The 22,338-nt window shown below is 59.7% G+C and carries 18 protein-coding genes; 6 read left to right on the forward strand and 12 right to left on the reverse strand.

Annotated elements, in window-relative coordinates; genetic code table 11:
• Nucleotides 1-37: 37 nt before the first annotated feature.
• Nucleotides 38-601: an elongation factor P gene (gene efp / locus ACEN2R_RS16535; protein WP_442043787.1), complete on the reverse strand. Its 564-nt coding sequence runs from the start codon at nucleotides 599-601 to the stop codon at nucleotides 38-40.
• Nucleotides 602-816: 215 nt separating this feature from the next.
• Between efp and ACEN2R_RS16540 the strand changes: the two genes are divergently transcribed.
• Together ACEN2R_RS16540 and ACEN2R_RS16545 are read left to right on the forward strand one after the other, a co-directional pair.
• Nucleotides 817-1,131 carry a DUF6280 family protein gene (locus ACEN2R_RS16540; protein WP_442043788.1) on the forward strand — a complete coding sequence of 105 codons (315 nt, stop codon included), beginning with the start codon at nucleotides 817-819 and terminating at the stop codon, nucleotides 1,129-1,131.
• 262 nt (nucleotides 1,132-1,393) lie between these two features.
• Nucleotides 1,394-2,869, forward strand: coding sequence for a cobyric acid synthase (locus ACEN2R_RS16545; protein ID WP_442043789.1), 1,476 nt, complete (start codon nucleotides 1,394-1,396; stop codon nucleotides 2,867-2,869).
• On the opposite strand, the gene ACEN2R_RS16550 is transcribed toward ACEN2R_RS16545, so the two are convergent.
• From ACEN2R_RS16550 to pseB, 10 genes are all read right to left on the reverse strand, one after another.
• Nucleotides 2,853-3,608 carry a hypothetical protein gene (locus ACEN2R_RS16550; protein ID WP_442043790.1) on the reverse strand — a complete coding sequence of 252 codons (756 nt, stop codon included), beginning with the start codon at nucleotides 3,606-3,608 and terminating at the stop codon, nucleotides 2,853-2,855. The genes ACEN2R_RS16545 and ACEN2R_RS16550 overlap by 17 nt on opposite strands.
• Before the next feature lie 72 nt (nucleotides 3,609-3,680).
• Nucleotides 3,681-5,042 carry a TolC family outer membrane protein gene (locus ACEN2R_RS16555; RefSeq protein ID WP_442043791.1) on the reverse strand — a complete coding sequence of 454 codons (1,362 nt, stop codon included), beginning with the start codon at nucleotides 5,040-5,042 and terminating at the stop codon, nucleotides 3,681-3,683.
• A 56-nt stretch (nucleotides 5,043-5,098) separates the two neighbouring features.
• Nucleotides 5,099-5,752, reverse strand: coding sequence for a protein-L-isoaspartate O-methyltransferase family protein (locus ACEN2R_RS16560; protein WP_442043792.1), 654 nt, complete (start codon nucleotides 5,750-5,752; stop codon nucleotides 5,099-5,101).
• A 140-nt stretch (nucleotides 5,753-5,892) separates the two neighbouring features.
• Nucleotides 5,893-6,972 (reverse strand): FemAB family protein, encoded by a 1,080-nt coding sequence (locus ACEN2R_RS16565; protein WP_442043793.1) that lies wholly within the window; start codon nucleotides 6,970-6,972, stop codon nucleotides 5,893-5,895.
• The gene (gene pseI, locus ACEN2R_RS16570) at nucleotides 6,965-8,020 is read right to left on the reverse strand and encodes a pseudaminic acid synthase (protein ID WP_442043794.1); all 1,056 of its coding nucleotides are present in this window, start codon (nucleotides 8,018-8,020) and stop codon (nucleotides 6,965-6,967) included. The genes ACEN2R_RS16565 and pseI overlap by 8 nt, the downstream gene beginning before the upstream one ends.
• Before the next feature lie 57 nt (nucleotides 8,021-8,077).
• Entirely contained in the window at nucleotides 8,078-9,634 is a 1,557-nt protein-coding gene (pseG, locus tag ACEN2R_RS16575; protein ID WP_442043795.1) for a UDP-2,4-diacetamido-2,4,6-trideoxy-beta-L-altropyranose hydrolase, read from the reverse strand.
• Nucleotides 9,631-11,655: an aminotransferase class III-fold pyridoxal phosphate-dependent enzyme gene (locus tag ACEN2R_RS16580; RefSeq protein ID WP_442043796.1), complete on the reverse strand. Its 2,025-nt coding sequence runs from the start codon at nucleotides 11,653-11,655 to the stop codon at nucleotides 9,631-9,633. The genes pseG and ACEN2R_RS16580 overlap by 4 nt, the downstream gene beginning before the upstream one ends.
• Complete coding sequence (locus ACEN2R_RS16585; protein ID WP_442043797.1) at nucleotides 11,652-12,530, reverse strand: aldo/keto reductase; 879 nt, start codon at nucleotides 12,528-12,530, stop codon at nucleotides 11,652-11,654. Before ACEN2R_RS16585 ends, ACEN2R_RS16580 begins: the two co-directional genes overlap by 4 nt.
• 223 nt (nucleotides 12,531-12,753) lie before the next feature.
• Complete coding sequence (gene pseC, locus ACEN2R_RS16590; RefSeq protein ID WP_442043798.1) at nucleotides 12,754-13,899, reverse strand: UDP-4-amino-4,6-dideoxy-N-acetyl-beta-L-altrosamine transaminase; 1,146 nt, start codon at nucleotides 13,897-13,899, stop codon at nucleotides 12,754-12,756.
• The gene (gene pseB, locus ACEN2R_RS16595; RefSeq protein WP_442043799.1) at nucleotides 13,899-14,897 is read right to left on the reverse strand and encodes a UDP-N-acetylglucosamine 4,6-dehydratase (inverting); all 999 of its coding nucleotides are present in this window, start codon (nucleotides 14,895-14,897) and stop codon (nucleotides 13,899-13,901) included. The genes pseC and pseB overlap by 1 nt, the downstream gene beginning before the upstream one ends.
• A gap of 217 nt (nucleotides 14,898-15,114) precedes the next feature.
• Between pseB and ACEN2R_RS16600 the strand changes: the two genes are divergently transcribed.
• The 4 genes from ACEN2R_RS16600 to ACEN2R_RS16615 all read left to right on the forward strand — a co-directional run bounded on the left by ACEN2R_RS16600 (nucleotide 15,115) and on the right by ACEN2R_RS16615 (nucleotide 20,827).
• Nucleotides 15,115-16,599 (forward strand): capsular polysaccharide export protein, LipB/KpsS family, encoded by a 1,485-nt coding sequence (locus ACEN2R_RS16600; protein WP_442043800.1) that lies wholly within the window; start codon nucleotides 15,115-15,117, stop codon nucleotides 16,597-16,599.
• A gap of 130 nt (nucleotides 16,600-16,729) precedes the next feature.
• The gene (locus ACEN2R_RS16605; protein ID WP_442043817.1) at nucleotides 16,730-18,163 is read left to right on the forward strand and encodes a mannose-1-phosphate guanylyltransferase/mannose-6-phosphate isomerase; all 1,434 of its coding nucleotides are present in this window, start codon (nucleotides 16,730-16,732) and stop codon (nucleotides 18,161-18,163) included.
• 249 nt (nucleotides 18,164-18,412) lie between these two features.
• The gene (locus ACEN2R_RS16610; RefSeq protein ID WP_442043801.1) at nucleotides 18,413-19,741 is read left to right on the forward strand and encodes a UDP-glucose dehydrogenase family protein; all 1,329 of its coding nucleotides are present in this window, start codon (nucleotides 18,413-18,415) and stop codon (nucleotides 19,739-19,741) included.
• 72 nt (nucleotides 19,742-19,813) lie between these two features.
• A complete protein-coding gene (locus tag ACEN2R_RS16615) occupies nucleotides 19,814-20,827 on the forward strand; it encodes an SDR family NAD(P)-dependent oxidoreductase (RefSeq protein ID WP_442043802.1) in 1,014 nt (337 codons plus the stop codon).
• A 73-nt stretch (nucleotides 20,828-20,900) separates the two neighbouring features.
• Here the strand turns inward: ACEN2R_RS16615 and ACEN2R_RS16620 are convergent, their stop codons facing one another.
• A complete protein-coding gene (locus ACEN2R_RS16620; RefSeq protein ID WP_442043803.1) occupies nucleotides 20,901-22,331 on the reverse strand; it encodes a DUF6880 family protein in 1,431 nt (476 codons plus the stop codon).
• Nucleotides 22,332-22,338 lie beyond the last annotated feature (7 nt).

Consider the following 22,338-nt stretch of genomic DNA (forward strand, 5'->3'; position numbering starts at 1 on the left):
TGAGGGCGGCCTGATTTTGGGTGATGTTGGTCGCGCCTCAGGCGCGCTCGGCGTATTCCATCGTTTCGGTGTTCACGATGATGTCCTCGTCCTGACCGACGAAGGGCGGCACCAGAATGCGCACACCGTTGTCAAGGATCGCGGGCTTAAAGCTGTTTGCGGCGGTCTGGCCTTTGACCACCGGTTCTGTCTCGGCGATGCGGCAGGTCACTTTCTGCGGCAGGGTCGCGCTTAGCGCTTCGTCCTCGTGGTATTCGATGACGGCGATCATCCCGTCCTGAAGGAACGGGCGCCGTTCGCCAAGAATATCGGCGGGGATTTCGAACTGCTCGTATGTCTCTGAATCCATGAACACCAGCATTCCGTCGTTTTCATACAGGAAGGTCTGGTCTTTTTGCTCCAGCCGAACACGCTCTACCTTGTCGGCAGAACGGAAGCGTTCGTTCAGTTTTGTCCCGTTGCGCAGGTTCTTCATCTCGACCTGTGCAAAGGCCCCGCCCTTGCCGGGTTTTACGTGGTCACACTTGACCGCGATCCACAGACCGCCGTTGTGTTCCAGGATATTTCCGGGGCGGATTTCGTTTCCGTTGATTTTAGGCATGTGTCAAAACCATGTCAGAAGGTTGATCGGTAATTGTCAGCACCTATATATTGAGGACAATACAGGAGCAAGCAGACTAGATCGGGTGCAAACAGGAGACAAGCTATGCGCTGGACGCATAGGAGGCATTCCAAAATCAGTCACCCGAATCGTTTCAAATAAGCCATACAAGGCTCCACACCGCAAATGCAAGAGCAAGAATAAAAGGACGCGAGATGAGAGATTTCGTCGACGGAACAGCATTCAACCACGAGCAGGGCCAGCGCGCTAAAAAACTGTTCGCTGCCGTGGTCTTGGCAGCACTTGATGATGCGATTGCTGATGACAAGAAATACGGCAATGGCCCGGAACAGATCGCACGTTGGGCCCGCTCGCGCGATGGCCGCGAGGTTCTGTCCTGCGCAGGGATCGACCCGAACGAGCGCGTGGTCACCGGACTAATGGATTTTGTAAGCAAGGGCATCCGCACCTCTGTCGCGCTGTCGCGCGAGGAAAGCGAACGCCGCAGCCAGCAGGCTGAAGCCGCTTAAACAATCGACTGATGATGAAGACTTGCGCGTCTCCTTGGGGGGCGCGCTTTTTCTTTGGGCGCTGCGCTGACCGATCAGGCCAAAGGCAGCGCGTTCCGCGCCACGCCGATCTCTCGCGTCCTGTCGGACACTCGGGTTTTGCGCTTCGCGCGAGGATATTTAAGCCAAAAAGAAGCCTGTATAAAGAAGCCTGTATCATGTCAGGGCTTTTCGATCCCTGCCCGCCCCTGCATAACAGGCGGACATGCGGGGGTGGGCGGCGATGACAAAAGCAATCATGATTCAGGGCGCGGGTTCCAACGTCGGAAAGTCGATGATCGTGGCCGGCCTGGCGCGCGCGTTCCTGCGCCGCGGGTTGCGCGTGATGCCCTTCAAGCCGCAGAACATGTCGAACAATGCAGCCGTAACGCTGGATGGCGGCGAAATCGGCCGCGCACAGGCGTTGCAGGCGCTGGCGGCGGGTGTGGCGCCGCTGACCGATATGAATCCTGTGCTGCTGAAGCCTGAAAGCGAGGTCGGCGCGCAGGTGATCGTGCAGGGCAAACGGATCGCCACGGTCAAGGCCCGTGACTATGCCGCGTTGAAGCCCTCGTTGATGGCGCCTGTCCTGGAAAGCTTTCACCGCTTGGCCGCAACGTGTGATCTGGTGATTATTGAGGGCGCCGGAAGCCCCGCCGAGATCAACCTGCGCGACGGCGATATTGCCAATATGGGCTTTGCCGAGGCGGCGGGCGTTCCGGTGGTTCTGGTCGGTGACATTGATCGCGGCGGTGTGATCGCGCAGATCGTTGGAACACAGGCGGTTTTACCAGCGGAGGACGAAGCGCGGATCAAGGCCTTTGTGGTCAACAAGTTTCGCGGCGATCCATCCCTGTTCGACGCGGGACTGGCTGAGATCGCGACGCGCACCGGCTGGAGCTCGTTGGGGGTTGTGCCGTGGTTCGCCGATGCCTGGCGCCTGCCCGCAGAGGATGTGATGGATATTGCCGGCACCAAAGGCGGCGCGCTTAAGATTGCGGTGCCCAGACTGAACCGCATTGCGAATTTCGACGACCTGGACCCTTTGTCGTCCGAACCCGGCGTGACGGTCGAGATTGTCGAGGCGGGGCGCCCCCTGCCCGGCGATGCGGCGCTGGTTCTGATCCCCGGAACCAAGTCAACCATCGCGGATTTGCAGTTTTTCCGCGCGCAGGGCTGGGACATCGACCTGAAGGCGCATGTGCGGCGCGGCGGTCATGTTCTGGGAATTTGCGGCGGCTATCAGATGCTGGGCACGGCGATCATCGACGAGGACGGGATCGAAGGACAGGCGGGACGGCACGAAGGGCTGGGCCTGCTGGATGTCGTGACCGAGATGAAGCCGGAGAAGCGGTTGGCACTGACCAAGGCGCTATACCTGCCGACCGGTGATGCGGTGCAGGGGTACGAGATCCACATCGGGCAGACCGATGGCCCCGACCGCGCGCGGGCCTGGTTGCAGGTCGAGGGGCGATCCGAAGGGGCCGCATCCGCCGACGGGTTGGTCAGGGGCTGCTATCTGCACGGGTTGTTCACGTCCGACGCGTTCCGCGCCGCCTATCTGGCGGAACTGGGAGGCGAAAGCAGCGGGTTGACCTATGCGGCGGATGTCGAGGCGGTTCTGGACGCGTTGGCCACACATCTGGAAACACATATGGATCTGGATGCGCTATACGCCCTTGCGGGCGACGTCGCGCCCGCGGCTATTCGAAGTCTTTGACGGCCAGCGCCCGCTGGATTTCGCGGCGCACCAGCTTGCGGACGTTGCGGGTGATCCGCTCTCCCAAGGCGCCCTGAAGTTCCTGACGCACGATTTCCGACACCAGATCACGCAGCATATCCTCGTCCAGCACGGCGTCTTCGGGGCCAAGACCAAGGCCGCCAATGGCCACATCGTCTTCGTCTGCGGCGATGTCGTCAAAGTCGGCGGTCGCCTCGACCTCTTTGAAGTCTTGCTCGGCCATGATCGAGGGCTCTTCGTCGGGGTGATCTGCGTCTTCCCAATCGTGGTAAATCGAGGTTGGCTCTTCGTCGCCGTTCGGCTCCCAGTCGCCGCTGGTTTCACTGATCGCGGCCTCAAGCTCTGCGATCTTTGCCTCTAGCGTGACCATGGGTTCGGGCGTCTGCTGTGGCTCAGGGGTTTCGGCGGCAGTGACCTCGTCCTGCCCGGCCTCGTCCTGCTTTGCATCGGCCCAGGCGCCATCGGCCCAAGCGCGGCGTTCCAGATCCTTCAACAGAAGATCATCTTCGATGACAAGACCCGCCTCGTCCGCAACGGGCGGTTCGGGTTCCTGCGACTGCGGTTTGGCGATTCGCAGGGCCGGGGTCAGAACCAGCTTGTCCATTCCGAGCGACTCATTGTGCGGGGGAACCCGGAATTTCTTGTCCTCTTCAGAGACAAGACGACGGATCGAGGACAGGACATCCTCTATCTCTGCATTGCTGACTGGCTCGGACATTTGTGCTTCCCGCTCGTTCCTCAAACGCAGTTTAACCGCGCTTGAGGATTCTAACAACCGATTGCGGGAAATCTATTTTTTCCCCAAACCGCGCAGAACGCGATCAAGCTGGGCCCCTTGCATGCTGATCGCCGGAGCGTTCTTCACAAGGTTATAATATGCGGCAGGATCGTAGGTCTTGATCCCCAGCCCCAGATGATTGACCGTCAGCAGACCCATTGAGGCCAGCAGTTGATAGGTCGCGACATATTGATCCGTGATCGCAGAAATACGCGAGCCTTCGGCGTCGAGCACGTCTTGCTCCGCATTCAGCACGTCCAAGGTCGTGCGTGCCCCGAGCGTCGCCTCTTCGCTGACGCCGCGATAGGCGAGGCGCGCCGAGGAGACCTGCTCGTTGCTGGCGCTGAGGACAGAGCGCGACACATCAAGACCGGCCCATGCGTTGGCGACATTCTGGGCGACATTCACACTGGTCAGCAAAAGCGCCGCACGCGTAGAATCGCGACGTGCCATCGCCTGACGGGTCAGCGCCGACAGACGCCCGCCCTGATAGATCGGGCCGGACAGCGTCAGTTGCAGCGACTTTGTCGTGTCGCGGTTGTCATCGACAGAAACGCTTGCGCCGATGGTGCCCTTGGGCTGCATCGCGGTTCTGGCGCGCAGGATGTTCAGCTCCGACACCGTAACCTGACGTTGGGCGGCAAGGATATCGGGGTGCATGCGAACGGCGGCGGCCGTGGCGGCATCAAGGGATTTCGCCGTGTTCGGACGGGCGGGCGGCGAGGCCAGCTGGCCGGGCGCACGACCAACCGCGGCACGATATTCCGCACGGGACTGCGCCAAAGCGCCCTGTGCGGACGACAGACCGCTGCGGGCAGCGGCCAGGCTGGATTCGGCGATGGCAACATCGGTGCGGGTCACTTCGCCCACTTCGAACCGATCACGGGCCGCGCGAAGAGCCTGGGTGATGACGCGGACGTTGTTCTGGCGCAGGTCCACGATTTCCGTGTCGCGACGAACGCTCATATAGGCGTTCACGGCGCGCAGAAGAACGTTTTGCTCGACGCTGACCAACTGTTCACGGGTTCCCAGCACGGTTTCCTTCGCCGCGTCGATCGCCAGACGCGAGGCACCGGCGTCATAGATTGTCAGTTCCGCCGACAAAGCGGCGGTGCTGGACCAGTCATCGGTCTGGGTGGGGGTGCGATACCCTGCGCCGACCGAATAGCTGATGATCGGACGCAAGGCCGACATCGCAATCGCGACATCCTCGTCAGCGACGCGCAACAAGGCGCGGTTCTGTTCAAGCAGGCCACTGTTGTTATAGGCCCCGATCAACGCATCGGTCAGTGTTTCGGCACGCGCTAAAGGTGCAGTCAGCAAGAGCGCAGCGGCAGCGGCGACTCCCAAATACTTTTTCAAAGAAATTTCCATTTTTCCGACTTCCCCCGTCTGGATCGATGCAGATGGCTTATCAAAATTCAATGATATCACAAAACAAAGGCACGTTCCCGTTCAAATCCGGGCACGACAGGCGCGCTTGCGTTAAAGGCAAAGCGCCAGGTCACATTTCCGTCGATCTTATACCCTATCCGGCAAATTCCAAGGGCTCCTTCCATGAAAATGCAGCCGATCCGACCGCCGTCTTTCAACTGATCCAACAGCGCCTGCGGCACCTGCTCGACCGCGCCTTGCACGACGATTACATCATAGGGGCCGTTCTTCGCATTGCCCGCTGTCATTGCACCCTGCATGACAGCCGCATTGTCGACCGCATTTTCGGACAGGGTCTGCTGGGCATCGGCGGCCATCCCCTCGTCCTCTTCCACGGCGACGACGGCCTGCGCCAGTCGCGCGATAACGGCGGTCGAGTATCCGTAGGCGCACCCCAGATCAAGCACCAGTTCGTCCGGCTGAATATCCAGCGCATCCAGCATCTTGGCCAGCGTTCTGGGTTCCAGCAGCACACGGTTCCGGCCAAGGGCGATATTTTCGCCCACATAGGCCGCTTCACGCTTTGCCGCAGGCACATAGGCCTCGCGCGGGACGGCCAGCATCGCCTCGATAATCGGGAATTTGGTCACATCAGAAGGGCGGACCTGAGTGTCCACCATAACAGTGCGTCGGTTTTGATAGTCGGTCATGGACTAAACTCGTTCGTCTAGTTTCGGTCAATATCCGGTGTGCCACAGAATGTGGGGGCAGGCAAGGAAGGACGAGGTGCGATTGTGCGCCAGACGAGAGCAAATCAGGCCGCATCCGGCGGATTGGATCGAATGTGATGTCAGATCACGACCGGCAGGGTGAAAACCGTTCTGCATGTCATGTGGCTGGCAAAGCCTTCCTTGAAGAACCCGATCGCAACTTCCTTATCGGTTTGCGCCGGAATATCCTGCGGAAAGGCACGTTCCCCGATCCGGTAAATCCGGATACCGCGCGCCTTCATTTCCTCGATGGCGGTCATCTGCACGACGTGGCCAAGGGGTTTGTCGAATAGCGTGCGGTCATAGGCCCCGACAGCATAGACGCCCTCGTCGCGGGTGAACTGGAAGAACCCGCCGCCGACAAACCGCTGATCCGACGGATTGCGCAGCCCGACAAGGAACGCATCACCGGACAGCACCATCTGATATTGCAGATCCCATGTTGCCTCGGCACGGGTGGCGCGCCCGCCTGCGGCCTCGAAATGAGCCTGCCGAAACGCGTGCCACACATCCGTGCTGGCGTTGGTCTGATCCATCTTGAAAACAGACCATTCCCGCAGTCCGGCATTGATCAACGGTCGATAGCTTTTGCGGAAATTCAGGCGTATGTCGGCCAGATCCGGGCCAAGTTCGACATACAGATCATGCTTGAGACCGACCGTCGCCCCGTTCGCAAGAAGCTGCTGATGCCAAAGCGTCGCCCCGAATTGATCTGGCGCGGGCGGGTGGAACTCTTCCGCCATTACCAAGGGGTTTTCGATCAAAAGCCCAAGCTGTTTCAGCATCAAGATGGCCTTTGATATAATTCTCTTGATGGATTTCGGGGAAAGGCCGGATACAAAAACCGGCGGTGCAACCGGGGCGCCGACACTTGAGAGGTGGATGTTTCCGGCAGGTCCGCCAAGCGAAAGCGGCCACAGCCCGCAGGGTTTTCCATCCAGCTTTAGCACAAGACTGATGTCAGCCATGGACCATCCCGCACCACGGAAATATGCATATTGATAGTCAAGACTGGCCGCGCCGCCTAACACAGGCCGGTAGGGCAAAGCCGCCCAGACGGCGGCCCAGCTTTCCGGCGCGTCCGTCCGCAAAACGGCATCCAGTCCGCTTTTTGTCAGGGCGTAGGTGATAGCGCCTTCATACTGCGTCATGTCAGGCATTTATGTCCTTCAGGTCGGCAAGCACGACTGGCGTATTCGCCCGTGTATCCGCCGTCACCCGCTTGCCGATGATCTGGTCCAGAAACTTGGGTGCCGCGCCATAGCCCGGGCGAACGCTGCGCACCGCGTCGGGCGTGATGATCGAACCGGCGGGCAGGTCTTTTATAAAATACAGCGACCGCCGGAACTTGATATTTCCCAGCTCGCTTGACTTGCGGCCATAGTCCACCTGACCGATGGCGTCCCACGCAGTGCGCGCGCCCTCGCACAGTTGGGTGAACTCGGCCGGTTCCAGTGAAAAGCTGTCGTCCGGCCCGCCGCCACTTCGGTCAAGGGTGAAGTGTTTCTCGATGATGGCCGCGCCAAGGGCCACGCTGGCGATTGCGGTGGTATTGTCCAGCGTGTGGTCGGACAGGCCGGTCACAACGCCGAAACGCCGGGCCATGTCGGGGATTGTGCGCAGGTTGTAATCGCCCGCCGGCGCGGGATAGCCGCTGACGCAATGCAGGATCGCCAGTTCCTTGCAGCCGCCGTCGCGGGCCGCCTGGATCGCCTCGCCGATTTCCTCGGCGTCGGCCATGCCGGTGGAAATGATCATCGGTTTTCCCGTGGCGGCCACATAGCGGATCAGCGGCAGGTCCACCGCCTCGAACGAGGCGATCTTGTAGGCGGGCGCGTTGAGGTCTTCGAGCAGATCAACCGCCGTCGCATCGAAGGGCGACGAGAACATCGTGATGCCAAGCGATCTTGCATGTTCGAACATCGGCTTGTGCCAGTCCCAGGGGGTGTGCGCCTCCTCATACAGCTCAAACAGGGTGCGCCCCGCCCAAAGACCGTCGTTTATCCGAAACTCTGCCGCATCGCTGTCCAGCGTGATGGTATCGGGGCGATAGGTCTGGATCTTGACCGCGTCAGCGCCGGTGCGCTGTGCCGCCTCGATCAGGCGCAATGCCGTCTGAAAATTGCCGTTATGGTTGGCGGACAGTTCCGCAATGACATAGGGCGCGTGATCAGCGCCGATCTTGCGTCCGGCAATCTGTAGTTCCATTTCACTATTCTTCCATCTGTCGCAAAGCGGTCTGCGCATACTTTAAAAGACAATTCGTTATCTTGTTAGCCCGTAACGCCGGAAATCCGTGTCTTGGGACAGCATTTCGAACCCGCAACGCTCGAACAGCTTCAACGAAGCACTATTGGCAAGATGCACCTCTGCGTCGAACCGCGATATGCCTTCGCCTCTGGCATAGGATAATGCCGCGCAAAGAATGGACGGCCCCAGCCCTTTGCCCCGCCAGTCTGGAGAGATGCAGATGCCGACCGATGCGGCGTCATGATCGTCCTTGAGCCTGTCGAACCTGACATGGGCCACGGGCGCATCTTCCGTTTGCAGGATCAGCAAAATGCGGCGCTCGTCGGTCAATGCGGCCGTCAACCAGGCAAGGTGATCCGGGAACTTCGGCGTGCCGGCATTCCTGTAGTAGCGCGCGGCGTCGCCTGCTGTGCGCCAGTCAAAGATGCGCTCGGCGTCTTGCGCGGTTGCGCGTCGCGCAAAGATGGCAGGCACCATGATGTTCCGGCAGGCTTTCAGGGCACCGCGCCCGTCGACCAGTTCAATCGAGGCGCGGGTCAGTGGTTCCAGCCCGACCGGCGACGACAGGCGCGCAATCGCGTCACAAAGCCGGTCCTGCCACCCGTCGGCGCGAATGTCCCCCAACAGGACGGCGGCCTTTGCGTCCTCCATTGCCCGCGCGGCGGGGGCTTGGTTGTCCGCCAGCACCAGCAACAGGCTGGGCAGGCCAAGACAGCATCTTTCCCACGATGTGCCGCCCGCCCCGCCAATCGCCAGATCGGCGCTTGCCATCAGGGATGCCATATCGGCCACCTCGACCACGACCCCGGTCGGTCGGGGCATCGACCGGGCCACCTGCCGGACCCTGTCCAGCCAGGGGGCGTTGCGGCCCATGACGACGGTGATGCGGCAGGCCTGCGGCAAGGGGCTTGCCGCCAACGCCGCCAAGACCTGAGAGGTCGCGTCGTCCTTGTCGATTCCGCCCATGGATACAAGGATATGATCCAACCGGGCATCGTTGCGCCGCGCAAGGCTTGCCTCTCTCGCCCAAGCGAATTCAGGACGCAACAAAGCGTAGGCAGGTCCGATAAGACGGATGCAATGCGCAGGCACCAGACCGTCATAATCCGCCGCCTTGCGCCCCAGATTCTGGTCCAGCAAAAGATCGCAGATGTGCGCCCTGTCGGCCAGATCATCTATCACCATCAGTCTTGCGCCGTCGGGCAAAACCGCCTTTTCCCAGCGGGCATCAAGGGCGTAGTGATCAACGATTAACCAGTCAGGCTGCAACTGCGTCAGAATGCCGGCGCATTCTGACGCGTCGGTTTGCCAACTGACACCCAACCACGCGGCATGGGCAAGGTCGCCCGTCGGCGTGACCTCGTCCGCACCCGAGGACGGCAATATATGCACCCTGAACCCACGGGCCGAAATGGCGTCGATCAGATTGCCGGGCAGATCACGGCACAGGAAATGACAGTGCGCCCCCGCCTGTCGCACCGCATCCGCCAGAGTCAGGCAACGCATGACGTGCCCGGTGCCGATCTCGACAGATGCATCGCAGCGAAAACAGATGGTCGCCCCCTGTATCAATTGATCCTCTTGAAGCCCCCGTGACAGATCGGCCCTTTAAGCATCGTCATCACATCGCGCCCGTCCTCACATTCGCGGATCAGGCCAAAAACCGGATCGAGTTGGTCGAAATAGGTTTCAACCACGTCAGGCGTATGCGCGGTGCAGGCGTAAACGCTTGTTCCCGCCAGATAGCCTTTTTCCAGCATTTCCTGCGTCAATAGCGTTTTATAGGCTAGGGCCTTTTCGCTTTTGAATGCGAAGTTTGCCAGCGACGCCAGACCCGAATGGGTGATCGTCAGGCTGTGTTTATCTGCTAACGCCTGCCAGCGGCGGCGGATGTCCGTGCCGATGGCCGTAATTGTCTCCCATGGCTTTTCGCGTTCCATGACCTCCAGCGCCTTCAATGCGGCCGACGGCCCGATGCGCTCTGTCCAGAAGGTAGAGCTGATAAAGGTCGATTGCGCTGCCTCCATCACGGCGCGACGCCCGACGACGGCGGTGATCGCATAGCCGTTTCCAAGGGTCTTGCCATAGACGGCCATGTCGGGTTCGACCCCGTATTTCTTGTGCAATCCACCAAAGGTTTCGCGGAACCCGGATGTGCATTCATCAAAGACAAGAACGATGTTGTTCCTGGTGGCCAGATCGCGCACGCGCTGAAGGAAATTATCCTCCGGCTCGGCGTTGCGCACGACTTCCATCTTGATCACTCCGACGGTTCCTTTGGCCACAATGGCCTCCAGTGCCGCAAAGTCGTTGTAGTTGAACGGATGCACACAGCCGCGCAGTGCCTTTGGCACACCCTCGGGGCTAAGGCCCGGCAGAAGATGCCCGGCAAGGCTGTCGTCATCGCCCAGATTGGCCGAAAGATACCAGTCATGCCAGCCGTGATAGCCACAAACAGCCACCCCGTCACGGCCAGAGGCTGCGCGGGCGATGCGGATGGCAATCGCGTTGGCCTCTCCTCCGGAACGGGCGAACCGCACCATATCGGCCCAGGGATCAAGGGTGATCAGGCGTTCGGCAAGGGCGACCTCTTCGGGGCAGTTGAGGGTGCTCATGTTGCCCGCATCGATCACGGCGCGCACGGCATCGTCCACCTCGGGGTGACCATAGCCCAGAATGTTGCTGCCGATGCCCATCAGGCTCATGTCGGTCAGTTCGCGACCGTCCAGATCCCAGACGGTGCAGCCTTTTGAACGGCTAAAATAGGCGGGCCACTGGTCCGGCAGGAACATTTCCGACCTTTTGGACAAAAGCATGTTTCCGCCCGGAATAATCTGCTTGGCTCTTTTCCAAAGCTTCTGACCACGGCCCATAGTCGCTCCTTCGTTACGAGCGATGGCGGCATTGCCGGCAAACAGCTCTGGTTTGGTGTCCTGAAGGTCCAGAACATCGGTCCATGTGAAATGGATATCCGGCAGGAACTGGTCGTAGACTTTGCGGATAACGTCAAGATCTGTCGCCTCGTCCACGGTCCATCGCAGATGGGAAAGATCCTGCGCGTTTGTTATGCCCGCCGTGCGGAAACCTTCGCCGCGCAGGTAGGGCGTGACATGCTCGCGGTCGTAGGCACTGTTCGTCTCGCGCGAGGCGCGGTCAAGCGCGGCAAAGCTGAACACCTCGACGTCCAGACCATCGGGGAAAGACGGCGGCGCGGTATTCGACAGGTAATCGACGCCAAGCGCCTTATAGTCCCGCACCATCCGGTCCACGATCGCCGGATCCACCAGCGGACAATCCGCAGTGATCCGCACAACGACATCCGCGCCGCGCGCCTTTGCCGCCCGATGAAAGCGGTCCAGAACATCGGTTTCGCTTCCGGTTTCCACGCCAAACCCAAGGGATTGAACATGCGCAATCAGCGGGCGGTTGTTGGGATCATCCGAGGTGGCCACAATGATTTCGTCAATCTCGGTTGTGCGCGACAGGCGACGCAGGACCAGTTCGATCATCGCAATGCCGCCAACACGCCGCATCACCTTTCCCGGAAGACGGGACGACCCCATACGGGCCTGAACAAGAGCAACAGTTTTCACAGCGAGTTCCAATGCGAAGGGTTGATAAGCCGGATATCCATATCGCCCGCGTCCGGCCAGTTCGGCAACGAGGGCAATGGCGCGTCGGACATCTGCAAGATTTGCGCGAGTTGCGCGGCCTTGTCCACACCCACAACGATCCGGTCAATCACATCGTGCATCGATACGAACCTCAGACAGGCCTCTAGCGCGGAAAGATCGGTCTCTTCCAGCCAACGGCTCCATTCGTCCCAGATCACAGACCACGGGGCAAATTTTGGCGGGCGATCCTGCGGCGTCATCAGCAACAGGCCCTGAAGGAACGCCGACCTTGTGTGCACCTCGGCGCCGCTGTCCTTTAGGGTTTTCGCCCAACCGGACGCGACGATGCGCCGGTCCAGGATGCTGAACGGAGCCTGCACAATGTCGGGCCGGCACACCTGAAGGAAGGCCGGAAGCCGGTTCGGATCATAGATCGAATAACCGATCTTGTCGGTCAACCCTTCGGATTGCAGCACCTTCAGGGCATCGGCGATGTCTTGCCCCTTTGGGCCGGTCAGCTGCTCGGGATCGTGCAGCAAAAGCCCGTGAAGCTTTGGCACATTCAGGCGCGACAAGCTGCCTTTGACCATGCCCCGCATCCATGACGCCACATCGTCAACCTCTGCCGGAACGCCGCCCACTTTGGAAATCAGGTTCCAGCCACCAACCCCGACCCGCCCCAGCGTGTCTTCGCTGTCACCATAGGCAATCGCGGTGTCGATGGTGTCGATTTGCTGCGCCCGCGCAACCGCAAGGATTTGCGCAACGGCGGCCTCGGACACGCGACCGGATGTATTTGATATGCCGTAAGGCATCCCGAAGCTGGCCGATCCAAGTGCTATGCGGGTGTTCATGTGTTTACGACCATATTATTTCAACTCTGCGCTTTTATGCAAAAAGTTTCAGATCTTTCCGCTTTGACAACGGCGTTTCAACGCTCTGGCAAAAGCTGTCGCTTGGCCACCTTCACCGATGGGGCACGTCTGACACCGACGGGATCAACGCACCCTTGAGTCTATTCAAAGGCTTTGATCGCGGGAAAATATGTCGACATGCAGACTGCCGTCGGGCGCGAACCTAAACAACCTCCCGAACTATATTTACGACCTCGTCCTGATCGGCGTCTGTCATTGTCGGATACATCGGGATGCTGATCGCACGTGAATAATAGCGCTCTGCCTCTGGAAAGTCGCCGGGGCCGAAGCCGCGTTTGCGGTAGTGGGGCTGAAGGTGAACCGGGATGTAGTGCAGGTTCACGCCTATGCCACGCTGGCGCAGACCGTCAAAGGCGGCCCTGTGCCTGGTCGAATCCGTCAGGCAGATGACATATAGATGCAGTGCGGATCTTGTGTCGGGTTGCTGCCACGGCACATCCAGCGCAAGACCGGCAAGCGCCGTGTTGTACCGCGCCGCAATCTGGTGACGCCGGTCGACGTAGGTCTCCAGCCGGTCAAGCTGACTGCACCCGAGGGCCGCGTGCAAATCGGTCATGCGGTAGTTCCAGCCCAGCTCTGTCTGCTGGTAATACCACGGGCCATCCGGTGCCTGCGTCATCTCTGACGGATCGCGGGTGATGCCGTGGCTGCGCAGGCGCGCCATGCGGTTCGCCAGTTCGGCGTTCCGGGTCATCGCCATTCCGCCTTCGGCGGTTGTGATGATCTTGACCGGATGGAAACTGAACACGGTGATGTCACTATACTGACAGGCTCCGACCGGTGCGCCCTTGTAAGAGCCGCCGATCGCGTGCGAGGCGTCTTCGATCACCTTGAAGCCGTATTTTTGGGCCAACGCACCAATGGCGGCCATGTCGCAGGATTGCCCGCAAAGATGGACGGGAACGACGATCTTGGGCAAACGGCCTGCGGTCTTGGCCGCGATCAGCTTTTCCTCTAGCCGGGCGACCGACATGTTGTAGGTTCTGGGGTCGATATCGACGAAATCCACATCGGCACCGCAATAAAGCGCGCAGTTTGCAGAGGCGACGAAGGTGACCGGCGTGGTCCACAAAAGATCACCCGGCCCAAGGTCAAGCGCGACGCAGGCAATATGCAGCGCCGAGGTCGCGCTGTTGACGGCGACCGCATGGGCCACCCCCACTTTGGCCGCGACGGCCGCCTCGAACCGTGGAACGGCCGGTCCCTGCGTCAGGAAATCCGAACGCAAAACCGCAGCGACCGCGTCGATGTCGGCCTGCGTAATGTCCTGTCGACCGTAAGGGATCATCAGATTGTCCCGATATTCGCGCGGTGATCCTCGATCCACGCCTCTAGCGCGGCGTCATCCATCCATTCGGGGTTGGTGTCGCTTGCATAGGTGAAATCTTCGGCCACCTTGCGCCCGTTCTTGATCCGCTTCGGGCTTGTGGCCCAATTGTTGATCGCCGGAAGAATTTTGAAATGTTCATCATATTCATAGGTGAACGGCGCATCCTCGAATCCGACCATTTGCTCGTGCAGCTTTTCGCCCGGACGGATGCCCACAACGTCCTGCCTGGCCTCGGGGGCCACCACCCGCGCGATGTCGGTCACTTTCATCGACGGGATCTTTTTCACATAGATCTCGCCACCTTCCATATCCTCGAACGCATGCCAGACCAGTTCCACACCCTCGTCGAGCGAAATCATGAAGCGGGTCATGCGATCATCGGTAATCGGTAGCACGCCGGTCTCTCGCAGGGACATGAAAAACGGGATGACCGACCCGCGCGACCCCATGACATTGCCATACCGCACGACGCCGAACCGTGTGCCATGTTCGCCAGCATAAGAATTGCCCGCAACGAACAGCTTGTCGGACGTCAGCTTGGTCGCGCCGTAAAGGTTGATCGGGCTGGAAGCCTTGTCCGTCGACAGGGCGATGACCCTTTTGACGCCCTTGTCGATGCAGGCGTCGATCAGGTTCATCGCGCCGATCACATTGGTTTTCACGCATTCGAACGGATTGTATTCCGCCGTAGGCACAATCTTTGTGGCCGCCGCATGCACAACGTAATCAACGCCGTCCAGCGCGCGGTAAAGACGGTCACGGTCGCGCACATCGCCGATGAAAAAGCGGACGCGGTCCTCGTTCTGGAACTTCTTGGCCATTTCCCATTGCTTCATCTCGTCACGCGAGAAGATGATGATTTTCTTTGGTTTATACTTTTCCAGAGTCATGGGCACAAATTTGTTGCCGAACGACCCTGTGCCGCCGGTAACGAGAATGGTGGAATTTTCGAACATCAGTAATCTTCTTCTTTTCAAACGCAGGCATTGACCCTTCGTAGGACAAACCGGATCGGATTTACCATAGTGAAAAATATATGACACGCTCTTCCGCCGAAATACAGCCAGGTGATGGAAAATCTTCGCCATGGCGCCCGGATGGGGCTAGGTGCTACACAAATGCGCACCCGTTACGGTGCCCTGTGTGAATTGCGAAGAAAGCCCGGACCCTGCCATGTCGATACGATTGCTATGCGATGCCCGCGGTGGATACAGAAAACGCTTCCTTGACCGCCTGCTGGAATTGGCCGGGCCGGATGTGCAGCTTGGCCTGCATATGGGCGATACAGACGCCGACTTCGAAGCGCCATGCATCCCCCGCATGGAGGTGCGCAAGGGTACGCGCGGCCACATCATGGACGGTGACGCGCAGACCGGTGCCAATCTTGCGCTTATCGCGTCGCCCGGCTTTCAGCGGCTACTGGAAACCGCTATTGATCAGTTGCAGCGCAGCTCTTCGACCTATCGCTACCGATCGCACAACTTGCAGAACATACAGGATTACATCGACTATTATCACATTCTAAGCGATGTTTTTGCCCGTAAAATCATAGACGAAGGCATCACCCACGCGTTGTTTTTCGACGTCCCCCATCTTGCCTATGACAGCATCATGTATGACGTCGCGCGGTCATTGGGGGTGAAGACCGTCATTCTCAGCCAGTTTTTCCCGGACACGTTCTTTTCCACCCCCCGCATCGAGGATTTCGGATGTTTTGATCCATCCGGCATGGACGCCGCGCCATTCCCGATTGAAAAGGGAGCCGGAACAGAGCTTTTCTATATGAACAACGCCTGGCAAAAAGAAAGCGCGCGGGGCCGGATTACGGCGCGCGCCGTGGCCAGCTTTCTGACCTATGTTGTCAGGCGTCAGCCATTGAAATTGCTCGACCCGGTGTACATCGCGAAGACATTGCGCCGGATTGACCGCATTTACAAAGACCTGCCCGACTGGCGCGATCCGTTCGCCAGGTTTTTCCACACGAATGAACTGGCATATTTTGAACATCTGGCAGAGTTCGAAAAGACCGAATTCGATCTGTCCAAACCCTACATCTATGTCCCTTTGCACCTGCAACCAGAGATGACGACATCTTCGCTTGGCGGTCGGTATCGGGACCAGGTGTTGATGATCGAAACCCTGGCCAGAGACCTGCCCGAGGGATGGGAAATCTACGTCAAAGAGAACCCCAAGCAGGGCGCCTTTGCGCGGGGCCCGATGTTCTTTCACCGCATGTCCCGCATCCGCTCGGTGCGGTTTTTACCATCCAGCGCGAACACCGCCGCACTGACAGAAAACGCGCGGCTTGTGGCGACGGTTACAGGCACAGCCGGCTGGGAGGCCATTCGCAAAGGTCGCCCTGCCGTTGTGTTCGGTGCCGCGTGGTATCAATCCCTGCCGGGCATCTATAAATATCAGGACGGGATTGATCTTGCCGCGATTGCCGACGCGGGCATTGACCATGCCGCACTGGAAAAAGACGCAGGCGCGTTGTTCGCACGGTCCCACGAAGGAATGATCGACAAGGGGTATTTCGGGTTGGCCGCCAACTATGACGCCGAAGCAAACGTGCAGAAGGTGGCCGAGGTTGCGCTGGGGTTATTGAAGGGTGACATCGTATTCACATTCGGTGAAACGGCGGATGCCCCCGGATCATAAGACCATCGTGCTTGGCATTGGGTCCAACAACGTTAATCTGATGTTAAGTTTTCCCTTGGAAAGAAGTACTTATCATTCCATGGCCGGTCCACCGGCTATCACGACAAGGTAAGAGGTTAACCAAGTGACCATGCCGCCCTGCGGGACCACGACCAGCCTTTTGCCTGTCATTCTTGCGGGGGGCTCCGGCACGCGGCTTTGGCCGCTGTCGCGTAAACACTATGCCAAGCAATATCTCAGCCTCGACGGCACCACGACCATGTTGCAGGAAACGGTGGCGCGGATCGGCACCCTGCCCTGCACGTCGCCATTTGTGATCTGCAACGAGGAAACGCGGTTTCTGGCCGCCGAACAAATGCGCCAGATCGGGCAGGACAAGGCGTTGATCCTGCTGGAGCCTGCGGGGCGAAACACGGCACCGGCCATTGCACTGGCCGCGCTAGAGGCCGTGTCGAAGGGCAGCAATCCGGTCCTGCTGGTGATGCCTGCGGATCATAAGATCAACGATGCGGATGCCTTTGCGGCGGCGGTCGGGTCCGCCCTGCCCTTGGCCCTGAAGGATCAGCTTGTGACCTTCGGGATCACGCCATCCCGCCCCGAAACCGGGTATGGCTATATCCGTCGGGGCGCAGCGGTTCCTGACAGCCATGCGTTCAAGGTCGATGCCTTTGTCGAAAAGCCCGATCTTGCCACCGCCGAAGCCTATATCGCCAAGGGCGGGCACTATTGGAACAGCGGTATTTTCCTGTTCCGCGCCGGCCGCTATCTGGCAGAGCTGGAGTCGTTTCGCCCCGACATCCTGACCGCCTGCCGCGCGGCCTATGCCGGCAAGGAAAGCGACCTGCATTTCCTTCGCTTCGATGAGGCGGCGTTTCTGGCCTGCCCCGAGGAATCCATCGACTATGCCGTGATGGAAAAAACCAGCGCCTCGGTCGTTGTGCCGCTGGATGCGGGGTGGAGCGATATCGGGTCCTGGGCCGCGTTGTGGGATGCGTCTGACAAGAACAGCGACGGGAATTGCGAAATCGGCGATGTGCTTAGCCTGAACGGGTCGGGCAATTACATCAATGCGGGCAGCCGTCTGGTGGCCGCAGTCGGCCTGACGGATATGGTCGTGGTCGAGACCAAAGACACCGTGTTCGTCGCCCCCAAAGACCGGGTGGCCGAGATAAAGGGCCTGATCGCGCAGATGACCGCGCAGGACCGCCCCGAACTGGACCATCACCGCGAGGTCTACCGCCCCTGGGGCAAATACGATTGCATCGACATCGGCGAGCGCTATCAGGTCAAACGCATAACGGTGAACCCCGGCGCGAAATTGTCGGTGCAAAAACACCACCACCGCGCCGAGCACTGGATCGTAGTGCGTGGCTGCGCACGGGTGACGCGGGGCGACGAGACGATCCTGCTGGCAGAGAACCAGTCGACGTATATCCCGCTGGGTGAAATCCACGCACTGGAAAACCCCGGAAAGATCCCGCTGGAACTGATCGAGGTGCAGTCGGGCAGCTATCTGGGTGAGGATGATATTGTGCGGTTCGAGGATAAATACGGGCGCAGTTGAGGCGGGATGTCCGACGTCCGCACGGCCCATTTTCGCCCCGAATGCCTAATGCGCCACACCCGACCGCCGATGCAACTCCGCACGCTCGTTCAGGGTGGCCTTTTTACCTGACCGGACAGAACAAACATATTGGCTTGACCGCCTGCCCTTGGTATCCCCTGCGGATCAGGGATGTCCGGGCTTTTATATCCCGATCAAAATACACCTTGGTTTGTTAATTATTTTCCTTCGGACAGCGGGACGTGAATTATGAAGATTGCAATGATTGGAACAGGTTACGTGGGGCTTGTTTCAGGGGTCTGTTTTTCTGACTTCGGCCATGACGTGATCTGCGTCGACAAGAACCCCCAGAAAATTGCGATGCTGGAGCAGGGAGAGGTTCCGATCTATGAGCCGGGTTTGCAGGACCTCATGGCGAAAAACGTGGCGGCGGGGCGCCTGTCGTTCACCGGCGATCTGGCCGCCGCCGTGGCAGAGGCCGACGCAGTATTCATCGCCGTGGGCACGCCGACACGGCGCGGCGACGGGCATGCGGACCTGACATTCGTCTATGCCGCAGCCGAGGAAATTGCCGCCTCGCTGACCGGATATACTGTCGTTGTGACCAAATCCACCGTGCCGCTTGGCACCAACCGTCAGGTCAAGCAGATCATCCGCAAGGCCAACCCCCAGGCGGATTTCGACGTTGCCTCGAACCCGGAATTCCTGCGCGAGGGCGCGGCCATCGACGACTTCATGCGACCGGATCGCGTGGTTGTCGGCATTCAGACAGACCGCGCGGCAGATCTGATGGGCGACATCTATCGCCCGCTGTTCTTGCGCGACTTTCCGGTGGTCTACACCGATCTGGAAAGCGCCGAGATGATCAAATACGCAGCCAACGCATTTCTGGCGACCAAAATCACCTTTATCAATGAAATCGCAGCGCTGTGCGAAAAGGTCGGCGCGGATGTGAAACAAGTGTCCAAGGGCCTTGGCCTTGACGGGCGGATCGGCAACAAATTCCTGCACGCCGGCCCCGGCTATGGCGGGTCCTGCTTTCCGAAAGACACGCAGGCGCTGGCGCGGATCGGGCAGGAACATGCGGTGCCAATGCAGATCACCGAGACGGTCATCAAGGTCAACGAGGCGATCAAGCGCCGGATGATCGACAAGATCATGGATCTGTGCGACGGCTCGGTGAACGGCAAGACGATCGCCGTTCTGGGCGTGACCTTCAAACCCAACACCGACGACATGCGCGACGCGCCATCCCTGACCATCGTGCCCGCCCTTGTCGGCGGCGGCGCGAAGGTGCGCGTGGTGGACCCGCAAGGCAAGCGCGAGGGAGAGGCCCTTCTGCCCGGCGTTCATTGGTCCGACGATGCCTATAAGGCGGCGCAGAATGCCGACATTCTGGTGATCCTGACAGAATGGAACGAATTCCGCGCATTGGATCTGAAGCGGTTGGCGAAAAAGATGGCGACCCCCCGCATGGCCGATCTACGCAATATCTACGCTGCGAAAGATGTCAAATCGGCGGGTTTTGATGCCTATATCGGCGTCGGCCAATCGGGGTTCACGCGGGCCGCAGACTGACACGAATGACCAACACCGGCGGGCACCTGCGAAAGGTGCTTACCCCCTTTTTTGCAGGACGGCAGGTTTGATATGACACGGGTGTTGATCACGGGAACGGCGGGCTTTATCGGCTTTCACCTTGCCAAGCTCTTGCTTGCCGAGGGCTTTCGCGTTCACGGGTTTGATGGCATGTCCGACTATTACGACGTGACGCTAAAGGAACGCCGCCACCAGATGTTGCTGCAAAACGAAGGCTTTACCGCCACCATTGCACAGCTGGAAGACAACGAGACCCTGTGGCGCGCCGCCGAGGAATTCCAGCCCGATGTGATTGTCCATCTCGCGGCACAAGCCGGTGTGCGCTACAGCCTGGAAAACCCCCGCGCCTATATTGACAGCAATATCGTCGGCACATTCAACGTGATGGAGGCGGCGCGCAAACTGAAGGTGCGGCATTTGTTGATGGCCTCGACCTCGTCCGTTTATGGCGCCAACGAGGTGATGCCATTCATCGAGACGGAAAAGGCCGACACGCCGCTGACCATCTATGCCGCAACGAAAAAGGCCGCCGAGGCGATGGGCCATTCCTACGCCCATCTGTGGAACCTTCCGACAACCATGTTCCGGTTTTTCACGGTTTACGGGCCGTGGGGGCGCCCCGATATGGCGCTGTTCAAATTCACCAAGGGCATCCTTGATGGCACCCCGATCGACATCTACAATCATGGCGACATGTTCCGCGATTTTACCTATGTCGAGGATCTTGTGCGTGGCATCCGCCTGCTGATCGACGCGGCCCCCGTCCGCCCCGAAACACCCGCAGATATTCCCGCCGGTGACAGCCTGTCGCCCGTGGCCCCCTACCGCGTGGTCAATATCGGAAACTCTGACAAGGTGCGTCTGATGGACTTCATCGAGGCGATCGAGGCCGAGATCGGCAAACCCGCGATCCGCAATTATATGGAGATGCAAAAGGGCGATGTGCCCGCGACATGGGCCAATGCAGACCTGTTGCAGACCCTGACCGGCTATCGCCCGCACACCGAATTCCGCGATGGCGTCCGGCAGTTTGTCACGTGGTATCGCGCCTATTACGGGGTGTAGGCGGGCCAACAAGGCGCCAGGAACCGCATCGGTGGTATCGCAGCCCAACGTGCCGCAAAGAGCCGGCTATCGTCTATGTGACCCGGCCCCAGAATGACGCTTTTCTGTCGTGTCGGGTGCGCAGCGCCTCCAGATATTTTTGGTGTGGCAGGAACCGCCCGTAGTCGGGGATACCAGCGTCCAGAGCGGCGCAATCCATCAGGTGATCAGCCGCATGCCCGTAGCGGGTGGTCCGGCTTTCGGCAAGAGAATGATCAATCATCGCGCGCCACAGCAGGACAGCCGCCAGTGGATGTCGTTCGCGCAGGGCCTCTGCCGCTGGGGTCAGGATGTGGTAAAGATCGCCATTCAGTTCTTCCGCCCGCGTCTCTATCAGGCGGGCGGCATTTATCAGATCGGACCCGTCAAGAAAGAAGGACAGCGCCGCTGTCAGGTTCGGAGCCGTCAAGGCATGCGCCTTCGCCCTGTCCTCGGCGTCTATGTCGTCGAAGTCGGGCAAGACCTTCAGGTAGTCGCACAGGTGCTGGCGGCTTAACGTCCGGGTAAAACAGGCCCAGCGGTGCGTTTGCGCGTCATCCAACCGGCCAAGCGCGATCAGGCAGGCGATATAGCTGGCGTCCCATTGCGCCTGCCCGACCGCTCTGCCGCTTTGGTCGGCGCAGGTCAATATGTGCAACGCGTCGTCCGCGCGTCCCCCGGCAAGCAAAAGCTCGGCCACCTCTGCTGCAACCTTCGGTCGTTGCAGGTCTTGTTCTGAATACTGCGCGATATAGGCGCCGGTATCGCCCTGCGCCTCTGCAATTTCCTGTCGGCACAGTTTGACAAGCCGCGTTTTTTGATCGGCGGCGTAGGTTCCGCTGGCACTTCGCAAGTCACGCAAAAAGCGAAGCGCGGCGTGTTCCTCCGGTTCGTCCTGAACAGGCGCATCCTCAAAGGTCTGCACCAGCGTTTTCAGGTGGTTCAGGCCCGCATCCCCCATGGCGGGCGCAAGCAGGCCGATGATCCCGTCGAACTCGCCGTATCCATTGCCTTGCATGGCGTCCCAAACCCGCGAGGCAAGCGCCTTCGGATCAAGAACGGCGCGCGGCGCGATATCCACGAACTGCAGACGTGCGCCGCGAAAGACATCCCCCACATCGCCGCGGCTGTCGTCCACCCGCTGGTAGACAGACGGCGCCAGTTCGATGAACTGCCACAGCAGATCGAACGCCTCTGTCGGGCTATCCGGCGCAATCTTTTCGGTGATCATCCCGACCTGCGTCGCCAGATCCTTGATCAGCGCCTTGCGCTTTCGCCAGCCAATAAAACTGGTGGATTTGCGCAAGGACGCCAAACGTTTGCGCACATCACGCGCAAGTTCTTCCGGGCCAAGGTTGTGGCTGAGTTCAAGCCGCAGACGCCGCTTGATTTCTGCACTGCCGGTGCTGACCTCCAGCAACAGATCGGCAAGGCGATCCGCGCCAAGAGCCGTCAAATTGTCTTTGTTCAGGGTTTTCTTCGACATGCGCCTG

It is taken from the genome of Pseudogemmobacter sp. W21_MBD1_M6 (assembly GCF_052119585.1).
Classification (GTDB): Bacteria; Pseudomonadota; Alphaproteobacteria; order Rhodobacterales; family Rhodobacteraceae; genus JBGQOJ01.

Bases quoted from the DNA above. Each gene is read 5' to 3' on its own strand.
- efp (WP_442043787.1), bottom strand. From the start codon at position 601: ATGCCTAAAATCAACGGAAACGAAATCCGCCCCGGAAATATCCTGGAA.
- ACEN2R_RS16540 (WP_442043788.1), top strand. From the start codon at position 817: ATGAGAGATTTCGTCGACGGAACAGCATTCAACCACGAGCAGGGCCAG.
- ACEN2R_RS16545 (WP_442043789.1), top strand. From the start codon at position 1,394: ATGACAAAAGCAATCATGATTCAGGGCGCGGGTTCCAACGTCGGAAAG.
- ACEN2R_RS16550 (WP_442043790.1), bottom strand. From the start codon at position 3,608: ATGTCCGAGCCAGTCAGCAATGCAGAGATAGAGGATGTCCTGTCCTCG.
- ACEN2R_RS16555 (WP_442043791.1), bottom strand. From the start codon at position 5,042: ATGGAAATTTCTTTGAAAAAGTATTTGGGAGTCGCCGCTGCCGCTGCG.
- ACEN2R_RS16560 (WP_442043792.1), bottom strand. From the start codon at position 5,752: ATGACCGACTATCAAAACCGACGCACTGTTATGGTGGACACTCAGGTC.
- ACEN2R_RS16565 (WP_442043793.1), bottom strand. From the start codon at position 6,972: ATGCCTGACATGACGCAGTATGAAGGCGCTATCACCTACGCCCTGACA.
- pseI (WP_442043794.1), bottom strand. From the start codon at position 8,020: ATGGAACTACAGATTGCCGGACGCAAGATCGGCGCTGATCACGCGCCC.
- ACEN2R_RS16585 (WP_442043797.1), bottom strand. From the start codon at position 12,530: ATGAACACCCGCATAGCACTTGGATCGGCCAGCTTCGGGATGCCTTAC.
- pseC (WP_442043798.1), bottom strand. From the start codon at position 13,899: ATGATCCCTTACGGTCGACAGGACATTACGCAGGCCGACATCGACGCG.
- pseB (WP_442043799.1), bottom strand. From the start codon at position 14,897: ATGTTCGAAAATTCCACCATTCTCGTTACCGGCGGCACAGGGTCGTTC.
- ACEN2R_RS16600 (WP_442043800.1), top strand. From the start codon at position 15,115: ATGTCGATACGATTGCTATGCGATGCCCGCGGTGGATACAGAAAACGC.
- ACEN2R_RS16605 (WP_442043817.1), top strand. From the start codon at position 16,730: ATGCCGCCCTGCGGGACCACGACCAGCCTTTTGCCTGTCATTCTTGCG.
- ACEN2R_RS16610 (WP_442043801.1), top strand. From the start codon at position 18,413: ATGAAGATTGCAATGATTGGAACAGGTTACGTGGGGCTTGTTTCAGGG.
- ACEN2R_RS16615 (WP_442043802.1), top strand. From the start codon at position 19,814: ATGACACGGGTGTTGATCACGGGAACGGCGGGCTTTATCGGCTTTCAC.
- ACEN2R_RS16620 (WP_442043803.1), bottom strand. From the start codon at position 22,331: ATGTCGAAGAAAACCCTGAACAAAGACAATTTGACGGCTCTTGGCGCG.